Annotated in this window: 25 protein-coding genes; 5 read left to right on the top strand and 20 right to left on the bottom strand. The window is 54.8% G+C overall.

Translation table 11 applies throughout. The features are described from left to right. Positions 1 to 94: 94 nt before the first annotated feature. On the top strand, positions 95 to 1,285 hold the full coding sequence (gene hmpA, locus ACG1VR_RS05165; RefSeq protein ID WP_395490378.1) for an NO-inducible flavohemoprotein: 1,191 nt from the start codon (positions 95 to 97) through the stop codon (positions 1,283 to 1,285). A gap of 83 nt (positions 1,286 to 1,368) precedes the next feature. Here the strand turns inward: hmpA and glnB are convergent, their stop codons facing one another. From glnB to purL, 6 genes are all read right to left on the bottom strand, one after another. Next, positions 1,369 to 1,707: a nitrogen regulatory protein P-II gene (glnB, locus tag ACG1VR_RS05160; protein ID WP_002438074.1), complete on the bottom strand. Its 339-nt coding sequence runs from the start codon at positions 1,705 to 1,707 to the stop codon at positions 1,369 to 1,371. A 65-nt stretch (positions 1,708 to 1,772) separates the two neighbouring features. Further along, complete coding sequence (glrR, locus tag ACG1VR_RS05155) at positions 1,773 to 3,110, bottom strand: two-component system response regulator GlrR (protein WP_016537783.1); 1,338 nt, start codon at positions 3,108 to 3,110, stop codon at positions 1,773 to 1,775. Then, a complete protein-coding gene (gene qseG, locus ACG1VR_RS05150; protein ID WP_227319178.1) occupies positions 3,107 to 3,865 on the bottom strand; it encodes a two-component system QseEF-associated lipoprotein QseG in 759 nt (252 codons plus the stop codon). The genes glrR and qseG overlap by 4 nt, the downstream gene beginning before the upstream one ends. Continuing rightward, on the bottom strand, positions 3,858 to 5,294 hold the full coding sequence (locus ACG1VR_RS05145; protein ID WP_395490377.1) for a sensor histidine kinase: 1,437 nt from the start codon (positions 5,292 to 5,294) through the stop codon (positions 3,858 to 3,860). Before ACG1VR_RS05145 ends, qseG begins: the two co-directional genes overlap by 8 nt. 580 nt (positions 5,295 to 5,874) lie before the next feature. Continuing rightward, positions 5,875 to 7,017, bottom strand: coding sequence for an IS481 family transposase (locus ACG1VR_RS05140; protein WP_395488908.1), 1,143 nt, complete (start codon positions 7,015 to 7,017; stop codon positions 5,875 to 5,877). A 177-nt stretch (positions 7,018 to 7,194) separates the two neighbouring features. Next, positions 7,195 to 11,082 (bottom strand): phosphoribosylformylglycinamidine synthase, encoded by a 3,888-nt coding sequence (gene purL / locus ACG1VR_RS05135; RefSeq protein ID WP_016537786.1) that lies wholly within the window; start codon positions 11,080 to 11,082, stop codon positions 7,195 to 7,197. 248 nt (positions 11,083 to 11,330) lie between these two features. On the opposite strand from purL, the gene mltF reads away from it, so the two are divergent. Next, complete coding sequence (gene mltF / locus ACG1VR_RS05130; protein ID WP_395490376.1) at positions 11,331 to 12,881, top strand: membrane-bound lytic murein transglycosylase MltF; 1,551 nt, start codon at positions 11,331 to 11,333, stop codon at positions 12,879 to 12,881. Here the strand turns inward: mltF and tadA are convergent. Next, on the bottom strand, positions 12,772 to 13,275 hold the full coding sequence (tadA, locus tag ACG1VR_RS05125) for a tRNA adenosine(34) deaminase TadA (protein WP_071704108.1): 504 nt from the start codon (positions 13,273 to 13,275) through the stop codon (positions 12,772 to 12,774). The two genes, mltF and tadA, sit on opposite strands and share 110 nt — an antisense overlap. A gap of 64 nt (positions 13,276 to 13,339) precedes the next feature. After that, positions 13,340 to 14,011 (bottom strand): phosphatidylglycerophosphatase C, encoded by a 672-nt coding sequence (yfhb, locus tag ACG1VR_RS05120; RefSeq protein ID WP_016537789.1) that lies wholly within the window; start codon positions 14,009 to 14,011, stop codon positions 13,340 to 13,342. 185 nt (positions 14,012 to 14,196) lie between these two features. On the opposite strand from yfhb, the gene ACG1VR_RS05115 reads away from it, so the two are divergent. Continuing rightward, positions 14,197 to 15,045, top strand: a complete 849-nt coding sequence (locus ACG1VR_RS05115) for a MurR/RpiR family transcriptional regulator (protein WP_395490375.1) — start codon at positions 14,197 to 14,199, stop codon at positions 15,043 to 15,045. Here the strand turns inward: ACG1VR_RS05115 and ACG1VR_RS05110 are convergent. Continuing rightward, on the bottom strand, positions 15,042 to 15,629 hold the full coding sequence (locus ACG1VR_RS05110; protein WP_395490374.1) for a recombinase family protein: 588 nt from the start codon (positions 15,627 to 15,629) through the stop codon (positions 15,042 to 15,044). The genes ACG1VR_RS05115 and ACG1VR_RS05110 overlap by 4 nt on opposite strands. A gap of 101 nt (positions 15,630 to 15,730) precedes the next feature. On the opposite strand from ACG1VR_RS05110, the gene ACG1VR_RS05105 reads away from it, so the two are divergent. Further along, positions 15,731 to 16,135 carry a phage tail protein gene (locus ACG1VR_RS05105; protein WP_395491060.1) on the top strand — a complete coding sequence of 135 codons (405 nt, stop codon included), beginning with the start codon at positions 15,731 to 15,733 and terminating at the stop codon, positions 16,133 to 16,135. Beyond that, complete coding sequence (locus ACG1VR_RS05100) at positions 16,135 to 16,734, top strand: tail fiber assembly protein (RefSeq protein ID WP_395490373.1); 600 nt, start codon at positions 16,135 to 16,137, stop codon at positions 16,732 to 16,734. Before ACG1VR_RS05105 ends, ACG1VR_RS05100 begins: the two co-directional genes overlap by 1 nt. Positions 16,735 to 16,913: 179 nt before the next feature. Here the strand turns inward: ACG1VR_RS05100 and ACG1VR_RS05095 are convergent, their stop codons facing one another. From ACG1VR_RS05095 to ACG1VR_RS05045, 11 genes are all read right to left on the bottom strand, one after another. Continuing rightward, the gene (locus ACG1VR_RS05095) at positions 16,914 to 17,600 is read right to left on the bottom strand and encodes a hypothetical protein (protein ID WP_395490372.1); all 687 of its coding nucleotides are present in this window, start codon (positions 17,598 to 17,600) and stop codon (positions 16,914 to 16,916) included. Next, positions 17,600 to 18,280: a DUF2612 domain-containing protein gene (locus ACG1VR_RS05090; protein WP_395490371.1), complete on the bottom strand. Its 681-nt coding sequence runs from the start codon at positions 18,278 to 18,280 to the stop codon at positions 17,600 to 17,602. Before ACG1VR_RS05090 ends, ACG1VR_RS05095 begins: the two co-directional genes overlap by 1 nt. Continuing rightward, entirely contained in the window at positions 18,277 to 19,476 is a 1,200-nt protein-coding gene (locus tag ACG1VR_RS05085; RefSeq protein WP_395490370.1) for a baseplate J/gp47 family protein, read from the bottom strand. The genes ACG1VR_RS05090 and ACG1VR_RS05085 overlap by 4 nt, the downstream gene beginning before the upstream one ends. Beyond that, entirely contained in the window at positions 19,477 to 19,827 is a 351-nt protein-coding gene (locus ACG1VR_RS05080; protein WP_016537795.1) for a hypothetical protein, read from the bottom strand. Then, complete coding sequence (locus ACG1VR_RS05075) at positions 19,824 to 20,507, bottom strand: Gp138 family membrane-puncturing spike protein (RefSeq protein WP_395491059.1); 684 nt, start codon at positions 20,505 to 20,507, stop codon at positions 19,824 to 19,826. Before ACG1VR_RS05075 ends, ACG1VR_RS05080 begins: the two co-directional genes overlap by 4 nt. A 37-nt stretch (positions 20,508 to 20,544) precedes the next feature. Beyond that, positions 20,545 to 21,552 (bottom strand): hypothetical protein, encoded by a 1,008-nt coding sequence (locus tag ACG1VR_RS05070; protein ID WP_395490369.1) that lies wholly within the window; start codon positions 21,550 to 21,552, stop codon positions 20,545 to 20,547. A gap of 9 nt (positions 21,553 to 21,561) precedes the next feature. Further along, entirely contained in the window at positions 21,562 to 21,870 is a 309-nt protein-coding gene (locus ACG1VR_RS05065; RefSeq protein WP_395490368.1) for a phage baseplate plug protein, read from the bottom strand. Between the two features lie 9 nt (positions 21,871 to 21,879). Beyond that, complete coding sequence (locus ACG1VR_RS05060) at positions 21,880 to 22,455, bottom strand: phage baseplate protein (RefSeq protein WP_395490367.1); 576 nt, start codon at positions 22,453 to 22,455, stop codon at positions 21,880 to 21,882. Next, positions 22,455 to 23,858: a hypothetical protein gene (locus ACG1VR_RS05055; RefSeq protein WP_395490366.1), complete on the bottom strand. Its 1,404-nt coding sequence runs from the start codon at positions 23,856 to 23,858 to the stop codon at positions 22,455 to 22,457. The genes ACG1VR_RS05060 and ACG1VR_RS05055 overlap by 1 nt, the downstream gene beginning before the upstream one ends. Further along, entirely contained in the window at positions 23,848 to 23,922 is a 75-nt protein-coding gene (locus ACG1VR_RS05050) for a DUF6889 family protein (protein WP_392397300.1), read from the bottom strand. The genes ACG1VR_RS05055 and ACG1VR_RS05050 overlap by 11 nt, the downstream gene beginning before the upstream one ends. 113 nt (positions 23,923 to 24,035) lie before the next feature. Beyond that, the gene (locus ACG1VR_RS05045; protein ID WP_395490365.1) at positions 24,036 to 24,449 is read right to left on the bottom strand and encodes a phage tail assembly chaperone; all 414 of its coding nucleotides are present in this window, start codon (positions 24,447 to 24,449) and stop codon (positions 24,036 to 24,038) included. Positions 24,450 to 24,451: the final 2 nt, after the last annotated feature.

Raw genomic sequence — 24,451 nt, 5'->3', positions numbered from 1 at the left:
CGTTAACAACGATAACCCATTTACAACATAGGTCTATTTCTATAACATGCATTTTAAATGCAATTTATAAATCCCGCTGTTTATGGAGAACGCCATGCTAGATGCACAAACCATCGCCGTTGTTAAATCTACTATCCCATTGCTGGCCGCAACCGGGCCGAAACTTACCGCACATTTTTACGACCGGATGTTCAGCCATAACCCGGAGCTGAAAGAGATTTTTAACATGAGCAACCAGCGCAACGGCGACCAGCGTGAAGCGCTGTTCAACGCTATTTGCGCCTACGCTGCAAATATTGAGAATCTTGCCACCCTGCTGCCTGCGGTAGAAAAAATCGCCCAGAAGCACACCACATTCCAGATTAAACCTGAGCAATACGACATTGTTGGCGGCCACCTGCTGGCAACGCTGGACGAGCTGTTCAGCCCGGGCCAGGAAGTGCTGGACGCTTGGGGCAAAGCTTACGGCGTGCTGGCCGGGGTGTTTATTACCCGCGAGTCAGAGATTTATCAGGATAACGCTGCTAAAAAAGGCGGTTGGGAAGGCACTCGTCCGTTTACCATCGTGGCTAAGGAGCCGCAAAGCTCGCTTATCACCAGCTTTGAGCTGGCTCCGGCAGACGGCGGCCCGGTGGCGGATTATAAACCGGGCCAGTATCTGGGCATCTGGCTGAAGCCGGAAGGTTTCCCGCATCAGGAAATTCGCCAGTATTCATTAACCCGCCAGCCGAACGGTAAAAGTTATCGCATCGCCGTTAAGCGCGAAGACAAAGGCATGGTTTCTAACTGGCTGCACAATCATGCTCAGCCCGGCGATAAAGTTCATCTGGCCGCCCCGGCCGGTGATTTCTTTATGAGCGTGGAGAGCGGCACGCCGGTGACGCTGATTTCCGCGGGTGTGGGCCAAACGCCGATGCTGGCAATGCTCGACACGCTGGCGGGTAGCGGCCATCAGGCGCAGGTTAACTGGCTGCATGCCGCCGAACATGGCGACATACATGCTTTTAGCGACGAGGTAGCGGCGCTGGGTGCAAAACTGCCGCGTTTTGAAAGCCACGTTTGGTATCGCGAGCCGTCGGATAAAGACCGCGAACAGGCCCGTTTTACCCGCGAAGGCTTAATGGATTTGCTGGCCGAGGAAGGAAAACTAAGCGACCCGGCAATGCAGTTTTACCTCTGCGGCCCGATCAACTTTATGCGTTTTGCCGCTGAACAGCTGGTGAAAATTGGCGTGGATAAAGACCGCATTCACTATGAATGTTTTGGCCCGCATAAAGTGATGTAACCCTACCCTTACAGCCCCCTCTCCCCAAAGGGGCGAGGGGGCAAAGGACAGGATCTGTCCAGGAGTAAGGGTAAAAATTCACATCAAATCGCCGCGTCGTCTTCTTCGCCGGTACGAATACGCACCACGCGCGCCACGTCGAACACAAAAATCTTACCGTCGCCAATTTTGCCGGTCTGCGCGGTACGGATAATGGTGTCCACGCAGGTATCGACGATATCGTCGGTGACCACGATTTCAATTTTTACTTTCGGCAGGAAGTCCACCATATACTCGGCACCGCGGTACAGCTCGGTGTGCCCTTTCTGACGGCCAAAGCCTTTAACTTCGGTTACCGTCATGCCGGTAATGCCAACTTCAGCCAGCGCTTCACGTACATCGTCCAGTTTGAACGGTTTAATAATCGCATCAATTTTTTTCATGGTATTACTGGTTTCCCCGCGCCGGTCTTATCGTGTTAGTAATCGGTTGCTCACACTATCACAGCCTACTCTTTAAAGTCATTGGCCTCTAGTTCATGCCTGGCCAGTAATTTATAAAATTCGGTCCGGTTACGGCCTGCCATTCTCGCCGCATGGGTCACGTTGCCCCTGGTGATTTGCAGCAGCTTACGCAGATAGTTTAGCTCGAACTGGTTACGCGCCTCGACAAAGGTCGGGAGCGCGGTGTTTTCGCCTTCCAGCGCCTGTTCCACCAGCGCTTCGCTGATGACGGGAGCCGAGGTCAGCGCCACGCACTGCTCAATCACGTTGACCAGCTGGCGCACGTTACCGGGCCAGCTTGCCGCCATCAGGCGCTTCATCGCATCGGTGGAAAAGCTGCGAACAAACGGCTTATGTCTGTCCGCCGACTGGCGCAATAGATGGTTAGCCAGCAGCGGGATGTCTTCCCCACGCTCGTGCAGCGCCGGTATTTTCAGGTTCACCACGTTCAGGCGGTAGAACAAATCTTCACGGAATTCGCCACGTTCCATCGCCTTCGGCAAATCACGATGGGTTGCAGAAATAATTCGCACGTCGATATCCAGGTCGCGGTTGCTGCCCAGCGGGCGAACCTTGCGCTCCTGTAGAACGCGCAGCAGTTTGACCTGTAGCGGGATCGGCATATCACCAATTTCGTCGAGGAACAGCGTACCGCCTTCAGCAGCCTGGAACAGCCCTTCACGGCTGCTGACCGCGCCGGTAAAGGCGCCACGGGCATGGCCGAAAAGCTCGGACTCCAGTAATTGCTCCGGCAGCGCTCCGCAGTTAATAGCGATAAAGGCTTTTTTGCTGCGCGGGCTGGCATTGTGTATTGCCTGGGCGAGGATCTCTTTCCCGGTGCCGCTCTGGCCGTTAATCAGCACGCTAACGTCGGACTGCGCCACCATGCGCGCCTGCTCCAGCAGCCGCTGCATAATCGGGCTGCGGGTGACGATGGTGTCGCGCCACATGTCATCCCCGGCGATGACCGTGTGCTCCAGAGCATTGTCTATCGCCTGGTAAAGCGCGTCTTTATCCACCGGTTTGGTGAGGAAGCTGAACACGCCCTGCTGCGTGGCGGCTACTGCGTCAGGAATCGAACCGTGAGCGGTGAGAATGATAACCGGCATGCCGGGCTGCCCCTTTTGGATCTCCGCGAACAGCGCCATGCCGTCCATTTCGTCCATCCTCAGGTCGCTTATCACCAGGTCTATTTTTTCACGCCCCAGCACTTTCAGGCCTTCGGCTCCGCTTTCAGCGGTTGTAACGGTGTAGCCCTCGCTGGAAAGGCGCATGCCCAGAAGCTTTAACAGGCCGGGGTCGTCGTCCACCAGCAATAAGCGCGCGGGTTTCCTCTGCGTCATGGTTTTGCCTCCTGCTGCGGTTTGTCTGTTGCGCTGCTGCCGTCGTCATTGTCATCGCTGCTGTGAGTGTCCGGCGCGAGGCTGCTACCCGGCTTGCGGCTGGAAAGCTGACGTTCTATGTCGGTCAGATTTTCCAGCTTGCGGGTGGTCAGGTCCAGCTGGCCTCGCAGGCGCTGCTGCTGCTCGCGCAACGTATCCAGTTCGCCGTCGGTGGACTGTTGTAGCTTGCTGTAGCGGGTGCGCTCATCGGAAAGCTTCAGCAATGAGGACTGGCCGTCGCGCCAGATTTCATACAAGGAACGAACCTGGAGCGGCACTTCGTGAGTCATGGTGTCGAGCTGCGTCATATAACGACGGCGTTCGGTGGGGGTAATTTTCGCGGTTGAAAGCAGGATGCCGCGCTTAAAGGTATCCTGCCAGGTTTCCGCAGGCCAACGCCGGGCTTCGGCTCGCGCTTCAGCCGGGGGCAGACGCTGGGCACAATCCATGCCACGCAGCCAATAAAGCGGGTTGGTAATGACATCATGCCCCGTCAGTTCCCAGATTTCACTGCAATCCGTGGACAGGTAGTCGGGGATTTGTTGTTCCGGGATATGCGCATTGTGAACCTCGTCGTGGCTGTTCGACACCTTCGCCGGGGCACATCCGGTTAATAATGCCGCACCTGCCAGCATGCCGGAAACCCAATAAATAAGGCGAGGCAAAGCCCCGCGGCGCGGCTCACGCAATAAAAGTGTTTTCATCGTTTTAATCATTCTCAGGGAAAACCGGTAATTCGATGCGGAAGCAGACTTCCGCGCTGTTATCGCTAATCAGGCTAAGCTGGCCGTTCATGCGCCGGATGCAATCTCTGGCGATGCTCAACCCCAACCCGCTGCCTTTTACCGACCCCTTACGCTGATGGCTGCCCTGGTAGAACGGCTCAAAGATCATTTCGCGCTCCGTCTCGGGGATCGGCTGGCCGGTATTCGCCACTTCGATATAAAGCATCGCTCCTGACTGCGAGCTTCTTAGATAAATGTTACCGGATTCACTCCCATAGTGCACCGCATTGGAGTAGAGATTGTCCAGCACGCTCATCAGCAACGTTGGTTCGGCAAGGCAGGCTTTAGGGCTGAGATTTAACTCGGTATGCATCATTTTAGCTCGCGCCGGAAGACTGTGAGCGGCAATAACCATTTCCGCTATCGGCCCCACATCAACCCTGTCGAGCGTAACCGCCCCGTCCGCCAGCTTGCGGTTGTAATCCAACAGTTGCTCAATCAATTTTTGCAGATGACGGCTGCTGTTATCGAGGATTTCGACCACTTCTTTTTGGTCGGCATTAAGCGGCCCGGCGACCTGGTCTGCCAGCAGCTCGGTTCCCTCCCGCATACTGGCAAGCGGGGTTTTTAACTCGTGAGAAAGGTGGCGCAAAAATTCGTGCCGCTGGGACTCAAGCCACGCAAGGCGCTCGCTAAGCCAGACAATACGCTGCCCGACCGAGCGCAGCTCTTTTGGCCCCTTGAACACTTCGCTATTGCCGAGCGTTCGTCCCTCACCGAGGCGGTTGATCATCCGCTCAATACCCTTAACCGGGCCGATAATCATACGGGTAAAGATAATCACCAGCCCGAGGCTGAGTAGGAAAAGCACCAGCGCCTGCCAGCCGAAGAACTGCCCGCGTTCGGCAATTTCCTGCTGTAGCTGCTGCCCGCGTGAGAACACGACGGTACGGGTAGCCTGCACCATTTCTGCGTTAGCGGCGGCGAACTGTTCAAGCTGGCCTGCCGCCTGAGCCTCCGGTCCGCTGTTTTTGCACTTCAGCGTAGCGAGGTCGCTCAATGACTGGCTGAGTGACTGATAAAGTTTTGGGTCAGGTAATACCGAGGAGTGGGCTTCCAGCATCTGGGCATAGCGCTGCCGCTGCTCCTGGTAAAGCTGCGCCAGGCGAGCATCGTCAAGCACGCAGTATTGTCTGTAGCTGCGTTCCATTTCCAACGCGATATTGGTCATTGCTTCGCTGCGGCGGGCATCAATCAGCGTGGTGCGGTTGGTGAGCGCGGCCTGGGCGCTAAGGGCGTTCAGACTCTGCCACGCCTGCCAGGCGAGGACCAGCAGCGGCACGAGCACCAGTAAAAAGGCCATCATGACGAGCTGGCGCAGAGAGCGCGGGAAAAAATGCCACTGGTTCAATAGCTTCATCTCACATTACCTGTATGACACGATGCTAGCCGCGATTGCGAATGGTTGGAAGGCTCGTTTATCAGAAACGACAAAGGCAGGGTAAAAAACCCTGCCTTTGCTGTGAAATTAGGCGGCGCCTTACTCAACGTTTCGCCCGGAGCATGATAAGCCAGAAGGCATTTATCAAAAGTCGGACGGCAGGCACCTTTTTGTGCGTCATTCGGCGGTTTATGTAGTCTGTCTGAAAAGACGCTGACATAAGAAATTGAATGAGCCACTGGTCGTTATATAGCAGGAATTATGCCAACATTGATGGATGTACATTAATGCATTGTTTTTAAATGCAATTAAAGATTTAAATCGAAAATATATTCTGGTGTTTTTTTCACCTCAATGTCGCCAATCCACAACACCTTAATGATTGATTTTTTATAGCATTTAAAATCAACAAGTTAAATGTCTCTAATTGGAGACACAATAAAAGCGCAGGTGTCGGGATTTAGTGACAAAAAAAGCCCCTCACCCTAACCCTCTCCCCAAAGGGGTGTACGTTCCGGGGACATAGTAGACAGATGTTCGGGGACATAGTGAACACCTTTTAACATCTTTTACCCATGATGATCGACCGGTTCTTCAGGTCGATCATTCCCACTTTCGTGCTGTACCACCACACCTCATAACAACCGTCCTCACCGCTTTCCTTCAGCCCCACTCGCTCTCCCCTGAACGCTTTGCCCGCTTTCAGGCTGATACCTCTGATGCTCAGGCTTCCACTGATATCCACTTTTCTTACCGCCACGCCGTCATCGTACTCCGGCCCGGGAGCATCGCTTCTGTACTGTCTGGCCGAAGGCTGATAGCGCGAACCCGGGACCGCCATATTCAGTCCCTCATGCGGGCGTTCAAAGTTATAGACCTCCCGCCAGTGGTCAAATACCCGCTGGAGCTGGTCGCTGTCCGTGAACCATTTCCCCTGCAGAACCTCCGCCTTCAGACTGCGGTGAAAACGCTCGAGCTTGCCCTGCGTCTGGGGATGATAAGGCCGCGAGTGCCCCACCCGGATACCCTGACGCATCAGCCACAGCTCCAGCGCGGTCCAGGTCCCGGTGGTGTCTCCCCAGGGCGCCCCGTTATCCATGGTCATCCTCTCCGGCAGGCCATAGCGCTCAAACACCTTTGTCAGATGTGACTGCACGGTCTCACGCCGCTCGTTGTCGCAGTGCGTCAGGCAGAGTGAAAACCGGGAGTGGTCGTCCAGCAGCGTGAGGGGATGGCTGCGCCCACCGGCGAAGGGAAAGTGTCCCTTAAAATCCATCTGCCAGAGGGCGTTCGGCCTGCCGTGTTCGAAGCGACCGGCAGAGGGGATACCCGGCGGTACACCGGGTAGCAGGCCGTGACGGTGCATCAGGTTGTGCACGGTACTGACGGCAGGAAGGTGGTGCCCCTGCGCTTCCAGCCAGGCCTTAATCTTGCGGGCTCCCCAGCGGGGATGGGCCAGGTGTGCCTGCTGTAACAGGTCAGCCACCTGAGCGGCGGTGGCGTTGGGAGAATGATGGGGAGCCCGTGAGCGGTCAGCGAGGCCGGGAAGTCCGGCCTCGAGAAAGCGGCAAAGCCACTTATATCCGGTGGCGGGCGCGATGCCGAAGTGGCGACAGAGCGCCCGGATGTTAGCCCCGTCCTGCGAGGCAAAGTGAACAAACTCGTGACGTAATGACATGGTATCTCTCGCATCCCAGGGCATAAGCGACTCCGGAAGAGGGTTCTTATGCCGTAGTTGTAAGTGTCTACCATGTCCCCGAACAAGTGTTCACCATGTCTCCGGTATGTACAAGGGGCGAGGGAACTGGATTGGAGCTTTAGCTTGTTCCCCTTCTTTTCCCCCCTCTCCCTTTCAGGGAGAGGGTCGGGGTGAGGGTAATCAGCCCAGTTGCTTACGTGCGTTGCGGAAAATACGCATCCACGGGCTATCTTCGCCCCACTCAGCCGGATGCCAGGAGTTGCTCACGGTGCGGAATACGCGCTCAGGGTGCGGCATCATAATGGTGACGCGCCCGTTTTCGCTGCTCACCGCGGTTATCCCGTTTGGCGACCCGTTCGGGTTTGCCGGGTAGGTTTCGGTCGCGTTGCCGAAGTTGTCCACAAAGCGCAGCGCTACCAGGCCTTTGCTCTCCAGCGCGGCCAGATGCGCGGCATCACGAACCTCCACATGCCCCTCTCCGTGAGAAACGGCAATCGGCATATGGGAACCGGCCATGCCCTGCAACAGCAGCGACGGGCTGGAGGTGACCTCTACCAGGCTGAAACGCGCCTCGAAACGGTCTGAGAGGTTGCGTACAAAGCGAGGCCAGAGGCTGCTACCCGGGATCAGCTCACGCAGGTTGGACATCATCTGGCAGCCGTTGCACACGCCCAGCGCCAGGGTTTCAGGGCGGTGGAAGAAGGTTTCAAACTCGTCGCGAACGCGCTGGTTAAACAGAATGGACTTCGCCCAGCCTTCACCCGCGCCCAGCACGTCTCCGTAAGAGAAGCCGCCGCACGCTACCAGCGTATGGAAGTCCTCAAGGCCGGTACGGCCAGCCAGTAGGTCGCTCATATGAACGTCGATGGCGTCGAAGCCCGCGCGATGGAAAGCGGCAGCCATCTCAACGTGGGAGTTAACGCCCTGCTCGCGCAGAATCGCGACTTTAGGCCGTGCGCCGGTGGCGATGTACGGTGCGGCGATGTCTTCTTTAATATCGAAGCTCAGCTTCACGTTCAGGCCAGGATCGTTTTCATTCGCCTTGGCTTTATGTTCTTCATCCGCGCAGTCCGGGTTATCACGCAGGCGCTGCATCTGCCAGGTTGTTTCCGCCCACCACATACGCAGCGTGCTGCGGCTTTCGCTAAACACCGCATGGCCGTCGGCACTAATGTTGAAGCGGTCACCCGCAACGGCTTTGCCGAGGTAATGCACGCAGTTTGCCAGGCCGTTCTCCGCCAGCAGCGCTTCCACCGCCGCGCGATCTTCGGCGCGAACCTGGATAACCCCGCCCAGTTCTTCATTGAACAACGCAGCCAGACGGTCCGCACCCAGGCTCGCGATATCAACATCCACGCCGCAGTGGCCGGTAAAGGCCATTTCAGCCAGCGTAACCAGCAGGCCACCGTCAGAGCGGTCGTGCCAGGCCAGCAGTTTGCGTTCGGCTACCAGCGCCTGCATCGCATTCCAGAAGCCTTTCAGTTGCTCAACGCTGCGGACATCAGCAGGTTTATCACCCAGTTGGCGGTAAACCTGGGCCAGCGCGGTAGCGCCCAGAGCATTGTGGCCAGCGCCTAAGTCGATCAGCAGCAGGGCGTTGTCTTCGGTGCTCAACTGAGGAGTCACGGTAGCACGCACGTCTTCCACGCGGGCAAAGGCGGTAATAACTAGCGACAGCGGAGAGGTCATCTCGCGCTGCTCGTTACCTTCCTGCCAGCGGGTTTTCATCGACATAGAGTCTTTACCCACCGGAATAGTGATACCCAGCGCCGGGCAAAGCTCTTCGCCTACGGCTTTAACGGCTTCATACAGGCCAGCATCTTCGCCAGGGTGGCCTGCGGCGGCCATCCAGTTGGCGGACAGTTTAATGCGTTTCAGGGAACCGATTTGGGTCGCTGCGATGTTGGTCAGCGCTTCGCCAACCGCCAGGCGGGCGGAGGCGGCAAAGTCCAGCAGAGCCACAGGAGCACGTTCGCCGAGAGACATTGCCTCACCGTAGTAGCTGTCGAGGCTGGCGGTAGTCACCGCGCAGTTCGCGACAGGAATCTGCCACGGGCCAACCATCTGGTCACGGGAAACCATGCCGGTAACGGTGCGGTCGCCAATGGTAACCAGGAAGGTTTTTTCCGCCACGGTTGGCAAGTGCAGTACGCGGTTTACCGCGTCGGCAATGGAAATAGCGCTGCTGTCGAAGGCATCACCCTTCGCTTTTAGCGTCTCAACGTTACGCTCCATTTTCGGCGTTTTACCCAGCAGCACGTCCAGCGGCATGTCGATTGGCTGGTTGTCGAAATGGCTGTCGTTGAGGGTCAGATGCTGTTCGGTTGTGGCTTCGCCGATAACCGCATAAGGCGCACGTTCGCGGCGGCACAGTTCATCGAACAATGGCAGCTGTTCAGGCGCAACGGCCAGCACATAACGTTCCTGGGATTCGTTACACCAGACTTCCAGCGGGCTCATACCCGGCTCGTCGTTAAGGATATCACGCAGCTCAAAGCGGCCCCCGCGACCGCCGTCGCTCACCAGTTCCGGCATGGCGTTGGACAAACCGCCCGCGCCCACATCGTGGATGAAGAGAATCGGGTTGTCTTCGCCCAGCTGCCAGCAGCGGTCGATAACTTCCTGGCAACGACGTTCCATTTCCGGGTTGTCGCGCTGTACTGAGGCAAAGTCCAGATCCGCGTCGGACTGGCCGGATGCCATAGAAGAAGCCGCCCCGCCGCCGAGGCCGATATTCATTGCCGGGCCGCCGAGGACAATAAGTTTGGCGCCCGGAGTGATTTCACCTTTCTGAACGTGGTCGGCGCGGATATTGCCGATGCCGCCAGCCAACATAATAGGTTTGTGGTAGCCACGCAGCTCCACGCCGTTATGGCTATTGACCTGCTCTTCGTAGGTACGGAAGTAGCCGGTTAGCGCCGGGCGACCGAATTCGTTGTTAAACGCGGCTCCGCCAAGCGGGCCTTCGGTCATAATATCCAGCGCGGTGACGATACGGTCAGGTTTGCCAAAATCCTGCTCCCACGGCTGTTCAAAGCCGGGAATACGAAGGTTGGATACGGAGAAGCCCACCAGACCTGCTTTTGGCTTAGCGCCGCGCCCTGTTGCGCCTTCATCACGGATTTCGCCACCGGAGCCGGTTGCGGCCCCCGGCCATGGAGAAATGGCGGTCGGGTGATTGTGGGTTTCTACCTTCATCAGGATATGCGCTTCTTCCTGATGGAAGTCGTAGCGCCCTGCTTCGCGGTCGGCAAAGAAGCGGCCAACGGCGGAACCTTCCATTACCGCGGCGTTGTCTTTGTAGGCAGACAGCACGTAATCCGGCGTTTTCTCGAAGGTATTTTTGATCATCTTAAACAGCGACTTCGGCTGTTTTTCACCGTCGATAACCCAATCGGCGTTAAAAATTTTATGACGACAGTGCTCGGAGTTTGCCTGAGCAAACATATAAAGCTCGATGTCGTTCGGGTTGCGGCCAAGCTTGTTGAACGCAGCCTGTAAATAGTCGATTTCGTCTTCCGCCAGCGCCAGGCCAAGGCGTAGGTTAGCCTCCACCAGCGCTTCACGCCCCTGCCCCAGCAGGTCAACGCTCTGAACCGGAGCCGGCTGATGTTGGGCGAACAGCTGTTGCGCGTCGTCCAGAGAACCGAATACGCTCTCCATCATGCGGTCGTGCAGCAGAGCGGCAACATCCTGCCACTGTGCGGCGGTCAGCGTGCTGCCGGTAACATACCAGGCCACGCCGCGCTCGAGGCGTTTTACCTGAGGCAAGTCACAGTTATGGGCGATGTCGGTCGCTTTAGAAGACCACGGGGAGATAGTGCCCGGGCGTGGCGTAACCAGCAGCAGGGTGCCGGTCGGCGCGTGTTCTGCGAGGGTTGGGCCATACTTCAACAGCCGTTGCAGACGCGCGAGCTCATCCGAGTTCAGCGGCGCATCGAGGTCGGCAAAATGAACATACTCGGCATAAATATCGCTTACCGGAAGGTTAGCATCGTTAAAACGGGCCAGGAGTTTGTTGATACGAAATGCCGAAAGAGCAGGCGAACCACGCAGAATTTCCATCATTAAAGATCTCTCGTCTTCAGGGCGAAGGGGGGAAAACGGGCGGTATTATAGAGAATCCTCCGCCCTGACGAAACCGTTTGCGTATAAATAACAGCAGAAGTTTTTATTGTGCGAAAACTAAACGATATATTCTTAAAAGTTGCTTACTGGCGTTTTCTTACGCAAAATGCGCCTCATCAACACACGAGGTTCATATAAATCATGTTTATTGTTGGCTGAGACTTAACCCGCTGCAGAATGTTATCTATTTGAAAAGAATAAAGATTAATTATCTGCTTATCGGTATCGTCACCTTGTTGCTGGCAGTGGCATTATGGCCCTCCATTCCAGGTTTCAATCAGACCGAAAACCGCATCGCCGCGATTAAAGCGCGGGGGGTTTTGCGCGCCAGTACAATCTCATCTCCGCTGACCTATACATTGATTAACGGTAAGGCGTCCGGGCTGGATTATGAGCTGGCGAGCCAATTTGCCGATTACCTGGGCGTAAAGCTCAAAATTACCGTACGCCCGGATATCAACGTGCTGTTTGATGACCTGGACAACGATAAAGCCGACCTGCTTGCCGCCGGGCTGGTGTACAACTCGCGCCGCAGCAGCAATTACCAGGCAGGGCCTACTTACTATTCCGTCTCTCAGCAGATGGTGTATCGCGTGGGCAGCCCGCGCCCAAAAACGCTGGCTGGCGTGAAGGACAATCAGCTGGTGCTCTCTTCGGGCCAGGCCGTGGTAAGCGATCTTCAGAAACTGAAAGAGAGCCAGTATCCTGACCTTAGCTGGAGCATTGCGGCCAAACAGACCAGCAACCAGCTGTTGCAGCAGGTCGTTGACGGCACCATCGCTTTTACTATTTCTGACTCCATCGCTATCAGTATTTTCCAGCGCGTCCATCCGCAGCTGGCCGTTGCGCTGGACGTTACCGACGAGCAACCCGTCACCTGGTTTTCAACCCGCGACAGCGACGACAGCATGAGCGCCGCCCTGCTCGATTTTTATAATCAAATCAGCAGCGACGGCACGCTGGCGCGGCTTGAGGAAAAATACCTCGGCCACGTCGGCGATTTTGATTATGTCGATACCCGTACTTTCCTTAACGCGGTGGACTCCGTCTTACCAGACCTGCAGCTGCTATTTGAAAAGTACGCCGACGAAATAGACTGGCCTCTGCTGGCGGCAATCTCTTACCAGGAATCACACTGGGACACCCACGCCACTTCGCCGACCGGGGTGCGCGGCTTAATGATGCTGACCAAAAATACCGCCCAAAGCCTCGGTATCACCGACCGACTGGATGCTGAGCAGAGCATAAGCGGCGGCAGCCGGTATTTGAAAGATATGATGAGCAAAGTGCCGGACACGGTGCCTGAATATGAACGCATCTGGTTTGCGCTGGCGGCCTACAACATGGGCTATGCCCATATGCTCGATGCCCGCCAGCTGACGGCGAAGCAAAAAGGCAACCCGGACAGCTGGGCGGATGTTAAAACCCGCCTGCCCCTGCTAAGCCTGAAACCTTATTACAGCAAAACGACCTATGGTTATGCTCGTGGACACGAGGCTTATGCGTACGTGGAAAATATCCGCAAGTATCAGTTAAGTCTGGAAGGGTATTTGCAGGAAAAAGAGCGGCAGGCGGCGCAGGAAGAGAAGTTTGCCGAGGCTTACCCGGTGGTAGCCCCGGTGGAGCTGTCTACTCCGCCTTACGGTCCTTTTCCTTTAGGGCCTTTTTCTCAAGACGACGGGCGCGAAAAAAATCACTCAGCATGGCCGAGCACTCTGACGCCAGTACGCCCTCAGTAACCTCAACCTGATGGTTCATACCGGGGTGGCCGAGAACGTCCATCAGCGAGCCAATAGCGCCAGTTTTTGCGTCACGCGCGCCAAACACCAGCCTGCCGATACGGCTATGTACCATCGCGCCCGCGCACATCACGCAGGGTTCGAGAGTGACATAAAGCGTGGTGTCGAGCAGGCGGTAGTTTTGCAACACCAGCCCTCCCTGCCGCAGCGCCATTATCTCGGCGTGTGCGGTAGGATCGTGGCGGCCAATCGGTCGGTTCCAGCCTTCACCAATCACCTGATTGTTATGCACCAATACCGCACCAACCGGCACTTCGCCCTCATCCCAGGCGCGCTGTGCCAGCGTTAAAGCATGGCGCATCCAGTGTTCATGGGTAAATTCTGTCTCAGACACAAGGCTCTCCGCGGGATAAGTGGGCGGCGCATTATACACACCGCATACCGGATGCGAAACGACCTCACTCGAGCTGCTGTAGCTGCCCCTGCGGGGTGACGCGCCAGCGATGCTGGCAAAAATAGAGCAGCGGGTTGTCCTGGTGGCTGTCGCTGTAGCCGCTATAGAGGCACAGTGGAGCGCCAATTTTCTGCTCCAGCTGCACCACTTTTTCGTGGCCGAGGCAGCGCAGCGTTAGCACCCAGCCGCCGTTAGCCCGCGCAATCTGGCTGGCGATAATCTTTACTCTCGGCAGCCACGGCGTATCGAAATAAACCTGCTCCACCAGCGGCTGCGGCGAGCCGGTTATCAGCCAGACATCGGCATCCGGGCTGCTGAGATAGCCGGTAAGCCGCTGCTGAACGACGGGAAATGCCGTGACCTTATTGCGAAACCAGGCAACGAACTCCTTTTGTAACCGCTGGAGGCGAGCTTCGCTGCGGCCAAAAGTCGCTCCCCACAGCAGCACGCTCATCGGCCAGCGCGCCGCGCTTCCTTTAACCAGCATTCCCACGCCGACTATCGGCAATAACAGCGTAACCAGCAGAATATTCAGCGGCAGCCGCCGCAGAAGATAGATCAGAAAGCTGCCAAACATGTCCTGCTGATGTAAGGTGCCATCCAAATCGAAAAAAACGACGCGGCGCGAGTTGTGGATCGTCAAAGCTGGCTCCTTTAATGTTCTGGTTCCCGACATAGTCCTCGTCAAAGCCTAACAGATAGCGTGGCGCTTTTCCGCGCCCAATCCGCCCGGTGGCCTGGCGGCAGTTGAAAAAAAACCAGAATATTTAATTCGGTAACATTGCTCTATAATGGAATTTATAATTCGCTCAAACGCTTATAATGGCGACCTGTCATCGAAATTGCCGTTTCGGAGGTGAAATGAACTGTTTACTGCGCATCAGAAGTCGTTACGCCATGCTGGCTCAGAGTGACCGCAAGCTGGCCGACTTCCTGCTCTCTGAACCCGACCGTGCACGCCATCTTAGCTCTCAGCAGCTGGCGGAGGAAGCCGGTGTCAGTCAGTCCAGCGTAGTAAAATTTGCGCAGAAACTGGGGTTCAAAGGCTTTCCGGCGATGAAGCTCGCGATTAGCGAAGCCTTAGCCAGCGGCCAGAATCCTAACTCCGTGCCGGTACATAACCATATTTTGGGTGACGATCCGCTGCGCCTGGTTGGGGAAAAACTGATCAAGGAGAATATCGCGGCGATGCATGCCACGCTGGATATCAATGCGGAAGAGAAGCTGCTGGCGAGCGTAGCGCTGCTGCGTAACGCGCGGCGCGTGCTGCTGGTGGGAATAGGCGCATCTGGCCTGGTTGCGAAGAATTTTTCGTGGAAGTTGATGAAGATCGGCATCCATGCCGTAGCAGAACAGGATATGCATGCCCTGCTGGCGACAGTACAAGCCATGACGCCGGAAGATGTGCTGCTTGCAGTCTCCTACTCTGGTGAGCGCCGCGAAATTAATCTGGCGGCCGATGAAGCCCTGAACGCCGGGGCAAAAATTCTCGCCATCACCGGGTTCACCCCCAATGCGCTACAGCAGCGCGCCAGCCTGTGTCTGTATACCATCGCGGAGGAGCAGGCTACCCGCAGCGCGGCAATCTCCTCCACCAGCGCCCAGATGATGCTCACCGACCTGCTGTTTATGGCTTTGGTTCAGCAGGATCTGGAAAACGCCCCGGATAGAATTCGCCAGAGCGAGGCTTTGGTTAAGAAGCTGGTTTAGTTCTGGCCACAGTGAAGAGAAGGCTTCTGCTGCGTAAGCGCGGCTGGGAATTTCTTATAAAGCGTTGAAACTCCCACGTCGAAAAGAATAGCGACCTTCTGCCTCGTTTCCCCGGCGGCAATTAATCTGCCCACCTGCGCCCACTGCTCCGGCTCAAGCTTTGGAGGCCTGCCGCCTATTCGCCCTTCGAGCCGCGCAGCGGCTAACCCTGCTCTGGTGCGTTCGACAATAAGCTCACGCTCCATTTCCGCCAGCGCCCCCATAACATGAAAGAAAAAACGTCCCATCGGCGTGGAGGTATCAATGCTGTCCGTAAGGCTGCGAAAATTGATTTCGCGAGAACGCAGATCTTCAATAAGAGAGACCAGATGACGCATGCTGCGTCCCAGCCTATCGAGCTTCCAGACCACCAGCGTGTCGCCTTCGCTAAGCGTTTTGAGCACCTTTTTTAAACCGGGTCTTTCTGACGTTTTACCACTGATTTTATCCTCAAAAATCAGCTCACATCCTGCGCACTCCAGCGCATTTTTCTGTAGCGCAGTGTTTTGCTCATTTGTTGACACCCTGACGTAGCCTATCAGCATGGCTTTTTACCTCATAAAAGGCTGAAAGCATGCCACGGAGAGGCTGGATGTGCATTTTCTAAAAGGTTGGTTTGGGAGAAGGGTCTGCTTTGCCTGTCGGTGTGCCGGTACCGTGGCCGCTTTCGATTCCGCCGGCCGGATGGTTGAAATGTAATGGTGCGGCGTTTTCGGCTGTTCAATATCCAAAACTGGCACTGGTATATCCAGCGCTTGTACTACCTGATTTACGTGGAGAGTTTATTCGTGGTTGGGATGATGGACGAGGGGTTGATCCGGGGCGAGGAATATTGAGCCAGCAAGGTGCGACCGCGTTGACTGAATATCATGGAGATGGGGCGTCAGGGCAACCGCCAAGGAACTATTACAACAACCAGGACTTTATCAGCTATGCAGGGCCTGGATTTACTGCGTTTGGTTCAACTGAATTACGGACAAATGGAATTACCAACTACATCGGCGTCCGACCCCGAAATATCGCATTTAACTACATAGTGAGGGCTGCATAATGGCTAAATCTGAATTAAATCAGGACATGATCGCCACTGTGGCCGGGGAAATCACCGTCTACAACTACGATGGCGAGACACGCGAATATCTGTCTTCATCCGTTGAGTATTTGGCTGTGGGGGTTGGTATTCCTGGCTTATCCTGTATCGATGTACCTGGTGGCAACAAAGATGGCTTTGCCATTTGCCGGACAGACGATTTTTCCTCATGGGAATATGTTACTGACCATAGAGGTAAGACTGTTTTTAACACGGGCACATTGCAGCCGATTGAAGTAGCAATTTTGGGAGATTGTCCCGCAGATTTTACCCCGGACGCTCCTACATCATCATATGATAAATGGGATGGAGATAAATGGGTCACGGATATCGCGGCTCAGAAAAAAGGTGATATCTCTGAAGCCGAACTAAAACGGCAAGCATTTCTGAGTGAAGCAAATAGAATTACTGCTGATTGGCGTACAGAACTCACCCTCGGGATTATCAGCAGTGCTGATAGAGAAAAGCTTATTGCATGGATGGAATATACCAAAGCGGTGAAAGCGATAGATAACTCTACCGCTCCTGAAATTGATTGGCCTACCGCTCCGAGTCAGTAACCTCAACTAATATTGGCTCGCCGTTTTCATTAACTGCGAGAATTTTCCCTTGTGGCATATATGCTAATGTGAAGAACCAATTGTCATCCGGCAGAGAAATTGTTCCCGCAGTATCATGTATGCCCGGCAAAACTTCAGTCATTGTCGTAGGGTTAAAGTAACGCATCGTGACCTCTTTATTAATTAGATGAACAGTGAACACGCCAGGAAAAACCATATGCTGATGGGAAACCATTTATAAACTGGCAGCGGGCTTTAAATCCGCTGGTTGTTATCGTGTCATCAAGCACCATAGAGACATGCAATTGTTGAACTGATGAACCGAGATCTACACTTAAATGCTCAGCTATGGATATGTTTACTGCCACTTTAGGTAAATTTATAGGAAAAATAACGGTTGCGAGGCCATCAACAATCGTTGACCTATAGCCATTCAGCTCAATAGTACCATCGGACCAGATGGTCCAATCCCCATTAACGTTGCTCCCCCGGTTAGTCACATACTTTGCCTCTCCCAAACCAAGGTTTGCGAGAGCCGAAGAAACCGCAGCAGCACCGTCCGCTTTAATATCGGCGAAAGGGTTCTGGCGGCTGAGATACTGCTTGCCAAATCCGCCGGTGAGTTTTGCCAGGAATGCGGCAATATCACCGTCGTCCAATACATCCTGACCGCTTTTATCGCTCACAAACTGCGCCAGTGCGGCGGCGATAAACGAGGTTTGACGCAGGACTTTATTTACCTGAGCGCTGCTGGCCTTGCCTCCGGCAAAGCCGGTTAACAGCGCGGGTAAATCCTGCCACTCCTGCTGGGGCATGACGTTGGCGCCTGCCCCGGTTGCAAAGGGTTTAAAATCATTTGTAGCCATTAAAGTTTCCTCTCCCATGCGCCGTCATCAAACCCGGCGATATAGTGATTGTTGATATCAAAACCAAAAAACTTGCCGCCCTGCGACGGCGCTTCTACCGATGGAGTCTGAATGTCTCCCGCCCAAACCCCCGCTGCCTTTACCGTCAGGTAGCCCTGCTTAATGGCCGCAATGAGTTCGAGCGAGACGTCCGAGATATCCGTTTCCGGCAGGACCCATACCGAAATGGTCATGTCCTGGTTATCGACGATTTGCATTCTCAGGCCGGAGCCCATCGTTGCGGCGTCGAGGATCGCGGGCAGCGTGTCGTTCTGCCCGTTCCAGTTGTTGATGGCGATTTTTGCTTTCAGAATGACACGGTAAGTTTCGTCGCTCAGCGAGGTGTAGCCCGAGTCCGGATCGTAAGGTCCCTGCCACACGCCCTGGTCATAGCCCAGGCCGGTTGAGTCCCAGCTAAAGTAGACATTGGAAATGGGCTGGCTGACGATGCGGCTGCGTCCAATCCATTGCCCAAGCGTGTCCAACTGGGCGCCAACGCCGGTGTCGATGTCAAACGCGCTGACAAAGCTATCCACGCTGTTGGACACATCAGTAAACGGGCGGGAACTCACATCGACATGGGCAAAAAACAGAGGTTTGCTGGCGTGGTAGCTGGTAATTAGCTCGGTATATTTACTCATGAGCTCACCGTTATAGCGATGTTGTCCACGCCGCAGGAGGCTGCTTCGTTATAGGCGATGCCGATATTCCCCGCGTTCAGTGCATTGGCTGACTTGCCGAGCAACAGCTCATTGATGTCGTAATAGCGAGCCTTTCCGCCGCTAACAACGCCGAGGTTAGCAGGAGAATAAACCCGGCTGAGCAACACGCTGTCGCCGATTGCCAGACCGTTAATGTAGTCGGCGATTTCCTGCTTTATCTGCTCGCCAATCTGCGAGGTGTAGCCGGTAAACACTTTGAGTACGATCCCGACGTGAACAGGCACGTCTTGCGGGCGAGAAAATGAGACGGTATGCGGATTACCGTACATATCGGGCACCACGATGGATGTGCTGCCAAAGGTTGCCACTCCCTGCCCTTTTTTACCGCGCAACGTCCGGGCAATGTCCTCCACATCGCCGCCGTCAACAATGGCTGCGATCGAGTGTGGCGGGAGGCCATTGCGGTTTACAGCCCCGGTATCGTTCTCATACAGTTTATGACGAGTCACGCCGGTGATATTGGCAAGAGCGCCTTCAACTGCCTCAAACGGAGTCAACGCTGGCAGCGCAACGCTTTGTCCCTGGCGGAGGCGAAGTTCCGCATCAGTTTCAGCCGCTACACCCGGCGTTGCGGCCTGCGGGTTGGTCACAGATGTCCACCCGCGGGTTGGCGTACCAATAGCAATGATGGTACCCGCCTGCGCCACAACAACGCCGCTGTTGGCACAAGTAGCCGTCACCGTCACCGTGCCGTCGACACCAATGGTTACCGCCTCCGGCAGAAGCCAGGCAACGTTATTTTCATCCCTGACGGAGCCGTTAACGATGCCGGTGCCTGCGGTTCCCGTCAGTAGCAAGTCAACGGTTGAGCGGGTTGCCGCCCGCCTGGCAATACCGTTGATTTTGACGTTGCTCGACAGCGCCCGCCCCATAGCGGTTGTCGGAGAAAAACTGTTGTAGACGGCAATCGCCGAGTTATTGGCGTCATGAATAGCCAGCGCAACAATCGAGATCAATTGCCCGTCTTTGCCGTCCGGCTCAAGATAAGCATCGCTGCCGTATATTTGCCTGAATGAGTCCATCAAAGTGCGCAAGATAGTCTGGTAATCAGGCGCGGTTATCCCCTGGGCCGTTACCGTTGCCGATAACCCCAGCGCCTCAAGATTGAGAGCCATTTATGCCTCGCTTGTTATTTTGGTCGGACCGTAAACGGTGTCGATGGTGGCGCTAAAGGTAACGCCACGCTTTTCCGTATTCAGGCTGGTCACGTCGATTACGGAGCTAACGCCTGCCGTCTGGCTAATGCGGTCAATCAGGAGGAGCGGCCAGGCATCGTTATACTGCTTGCCCAGAACCGACTGCCGGTATGGTGTGCCCTGCTGGCTGTCGAGAAACCATTCCCCCTGCCAGAGCTGAAGCCGGGTATTAACCGCCTGCGCCACACACTCCGGCGAGTTTTCCAGGAAGGTGTTTTCTCCCTGCCCAAAGGTGTAATCACCGCTGTTACTCTCTCTGCGGTATTTCATACTGGCGCTCCCGTATTAGATCCGCCGGACTGCACGCCGCCGTGGCGATGTTTTGCCAGGCTGATGCCGGATGCGGTAACGTCGCCGCTCACGGTGACATTGCCTTTGATATTCACCTCTCCGGTGAGCGTGACGGTTGCAGCAGTTGCGTTCAGCGCGCCTGGCGTATTCAAGGTGATGCCGTGGCTGGTAGGATCGAGCTCAACAAAAGCCTTACCGTCTTCACTTCGAAGTTGAACCGCCGTGGTGCTAATACCGCCGATTTTTTTTGCCTGAGATTGCGGGCCGGGCAGCAAAAAAGCGTCAGAAAGAGAGTGCTGACGTGCATCTACCGGTTCCTGAATGCCGCCGTTTTGCCACCAGAAATCGATCGCCCGGTCGGCGAAAATCACCAGACATTCATCCCCCTTTTTAAGCGGGAAGGTCAGCGAACAGCCGCCGCCATGAGGGAAAATAACCGGCACATCCACCAGCAGCGGATAAGCCACCGAGGAGACCGCCCCGTCGCTAGCCATTTGGGCTCCACGAATAGCGGGAGCAACTTCACAGGTTAGTGAAACAGGATCGAAAGACTGAATAATGCCGGGTAATGCGACCCGTAGATCGTTACTTAATGCGGCCCGGCTCGCCGCAAGCGTATCGGCCAGCTCACCGCTGAGGGCCGTAGTTGTGAGAGCCATCATTCCTCCAGGGATAAAAAAACCCGCCAGCGCGGGTTCAGACTTTTTCTTGAGATGCCGGACTCTTTGTCCACTTTTCATCGACCTTTTCGACCGGCTGGCCCGCAGGGAAACACATCATGGTCATATACCAATTTTGCGCGCGGGTATCGCCGCTGTAGGCGATGCCATAAACATCATAAATACCGTCCGGGGAGGGGTGGGTATATTTATCGTTTTCCACCAGAGCAGGCTTATACAGCGTGTTCTGATCCAATTTCACCTGACCGTTAAGCAAAATATTTGGGTTAATCAAACATTTCAGAGTCACCCCTGCGTTAGTCGATGTCTGGGGGCGGCCAATCAGGCCATTTTGGCTGTTAAGGTTTATCGGTGGATGCGCTTTCTCGGTATTGCTGTAGTAATCCAGCCTGTCGTTAGACAGCTTCCAGCTAGCTTTGCAAAGTTCTCCGATTTGATCGAGATAGCTGCTGACCTTGCCGTGAAAGGTATATCCTCTGGGAAACTTTGTTTCCGGCAAAGGCGGCAGCCTGCCAGGAAAGATACCAAAGGGTTTCAGCGCCCCCGCAGCAAGCTGGTACATATCCTTGACCGTATACCCTTTTGCGAGAGTGGCACTCAGTACCGCCGAGGTTAGCGCTTCATGTCCATCCATCGCCTGAATTAATAGCCAGTCATCAACGGACGTTTCTCGCCCCGTCATCCAAATGCGAATATCGCCGCTGAAAATAACCCCAAAGTTCATGCCGTCTCGCGCCCCCCACTCGGCCGGGTCAACGATCCTGACTTTTCCCACTTCGCTACTGTTTACTATTGGCTCTAAACCGTTATACCCCGCTATCAGCCGAATTTTGGTGAACTCCTTCTGCGCAATACGGTTTACGCTATCCGGAGCGAGGTTGTAGATTTTGACTTCAGCCGTTTTTGGCGAGCTCCCGGTGTGCCATTCCACTTTAAATGTCACTTTAAAATTCGAAAGAGCAATACCGCTTCCATCTTCCTTCAGTAGTTGCAGTTCAAAGTGCCGTGACCAGTTATCACTCATTACCCCCTCCTAGTCTGCAGTTATGAAGTAAAGATGGCTGGTATTTCCAAGAGTCGTCTTGCCCGGACAAGTCTGAGCTTCATCATCAGATACCACCCATAACCCACCGTTAAAACCAAGCCACGCATAAGGCGCAAGTAAATCAACGCCAGTCACCAGCGGAATGCCATTTACCAGAGGCTGACTATTACTGTTCAGGATATCTAATACCCAACCAGCGCTATCCCGGTAGAGCAAACGCATACGCAGTGACTGGCCGGCGAGCTGGATGGAAAAAATCTGGTTATCCGCGCTCAGGGGAATTTCTACAATCGACATAGCTTCTCCTTACTTGCTGGCGGACGGCGGTACAGGCGTGATCTTTCCGCTACCCATAGGAGTAGTAACGACTTTTTCACCTTTATTCCCCACCGAAGCCGTCGTTACTCCTTTCTCCATTTCATTTTTCCCTGCCGCTGGCAAAGCTTCCGTTGCGGTCATTGAGACCTCACTGAGTACCAGCTTGCAGCCAAGAACGTTTTCAGATTTACCGGCCGTAGTCACCGTAATCGTCTTGAGTAGCATGTTGGAATAGGAGCGGCGGCGGGTCATAACCCGGAAAGGCTCGGCTTTAGCCTGCAAGTCGAGCAATTGCTGGTAGATTTGTGCCGGGCTCGACCCAATGCCGAGATTAAAGGCAGTTGTGTTGGCAAAGTCGACGAACGAGCCACCGGCTCTGAAAAAACAATCAATATTCAATTCAGAAGGCTGTTTCCAGGCATGATCGCTGATGTCAGGGCCAAATTCGACGGGATGAGAAGCTATTTGCAGCGTATCGGTATGAAGTTCATTGACGACAACATCCGGGATTAAAAATCCGGCGAGATTCGTGCGAGGCTGAAAGTAAGCGCCCAAAATATCCATTAGCTCATCCTCGGAGAGTAACCCTGCGCTAGTTGAGAGTTGACGTTAAACTGCCGGTTCTGCGTCTCTTCTGCCGCAAGGTGAGGGTCTGATACGCCATTAACAACAATATGTGTATTACTGTTAATGATGGGTGAATGTGTCGTGCTGACATTCGCCGTAGAGAAGTCGCTGAATGTGGCATCGCGCACCGTATTAGCCACATCCCCCGGTAGCATCATCGATAGCGGGTCGGGCTGACTCAGGTTGTTAACCGCGGCAGGGAGCCGACGGCGGGTATCTTTCTTTTCCTGGTTATTGAACCAGTCTTTTACAAAAGAAGCCCCGGCAACCGCTTTTTCATCCAGATAGCTGAACGTACTGTCGACCATTTTGTAGGCAGGAGTTCGGGTGACACTACTGACTACCAGCTCTTTGCCAATGGTCATTGCCTCGGACCATTTCCCCTCCTTCAGGGCATTGATCAACATGCCCATCTGCCGGAACATTTCTTCCAGCGCCTTAAACTCCTTCATTAGCCCTTCAAAAATGGTGCTAATTGACCATTTACTAAAGTCGATACCCAGCAAATCACCCAGCGAACTGCCCAGTGTTTTAATGGTGTTGCCGAGAGAGCTAATCATTGAGGTTGCAAGGTCAAGAACCGGTTTCCATGCCCCCCAATCAATCAGGCTTTCCCCGCCATCCCGCCACTTCATATAGTCGTCATAGAGCAGCCCGATAGAAGCGGCAAGCGCCAGCACTAAGCCTATAGGCGAGGCCATAAAAGCGGTATTCAGGCCGTACCAAATAGCAATCATTCCGCCAACAGCGCCAATCACCGTTTGGGTTGAGTCGTCCAACAGCTGCCACCACTCAATAATTTGTGTGATCCAGCCGATAGTGCCGTTAATTGCGCTGCCAACCACGTTGGCCACGTCTCCCACCACGGCGATAACTTGATTAAACGTAGGTTCAATTTTCGGGAAGCTAACCAAAATGGTGTTGGTGAGGGTGTCAAACGGAGCAGCAAGTTTTTCGGCAAGCCCGGCACCGGCTTTTTCCCGCAGCACATCGAACACGGTTTCCAGCCGGTAAAGCGAAGCCTGGTAATGTTCCGACTGCTTAGCTGCTGCATCGGCGTCAAAATTCAGGCCACCGCTTAGTTGTTGGTACTCTTCGGCATAGAACGGCTTTAGTTCCGCCGTCGCACCTGCTTGCTGAGTGGCATAGCTCTGGGCACGAAACTGTTTAAGGTCAATTCCCTGGGCTTTCGCAAGGATACTGTCGGCTTTGAGATCGCTTGTCAGTCCGTCAAAAAAATCGGCCACCTTTTCAATGGCCGAGGTTATTTTTGCTCCCACGCCGGGAAGTTTCTCAATAAGCTTCCCGAGTGAGTCAAAAGGTTGCGTACTATCGCTCATTTTCCTCTCTCCAGCGCATGACGCTGGCCTTGTTTTCGGCCTGCATCTCGAGGTAATCGTTCATTAACGCGATGTCGTAGAGATCTACTGCACCACTTTTGAGATCCTGCCAGTTGAGTGCAAAGACCTCCGCCGGGCGGAGAATGTAATCTTCCCCTCCCGGAAGGGTGTCGAGCGTCAGGCTGCTGCCGGGTCCGGGCTTTGGCCGCCGGGGAGTTCTTGCAAAAAATTTCCCAGAGAGTCCGCCACCACCCGGGCTACCAGCTGCAACAGCGTCATCAGATCGATATCATCAAACGACAGCGATCCCTGATTAAAGACCGTAACCCAACCTTTCATATGCTCACGGGTGACGACCGCAAGGCACGGATAGAGAATGGCATTGCAGTCATCCTCGCTGAGGTCGGCAAGCATGCGGGCTATTTTTGGCAGCACGGTTTCAAGGGCGTTACCGCCCTCCTTACCCTGTAAGCTGCGAAAATCGCTAACCACGCCAGCTAATACCGGCAGCAGTTTGCGCGCCACGTTTAGCTGCTCGAACACACTCAGTTTGCCAATGCGGTAATTCACCGCTTTCAGGGTAATTTCCATGC

The organism is Cedecea davisae (assembly GCF_044095835.1).
Classification (GTDB): domain Bacteria; phylum Pseudomonadota; class Gammaproteobacteria; order Enterobacterales; family Enterobacteriaceae; genus Cedecea; species Cedecea davisae.
The sequence above is the reverse complement of the archived record's forward strand: the minus strand, read 5'-3'. Positions and strand labels throughout refer to the sequence as shown.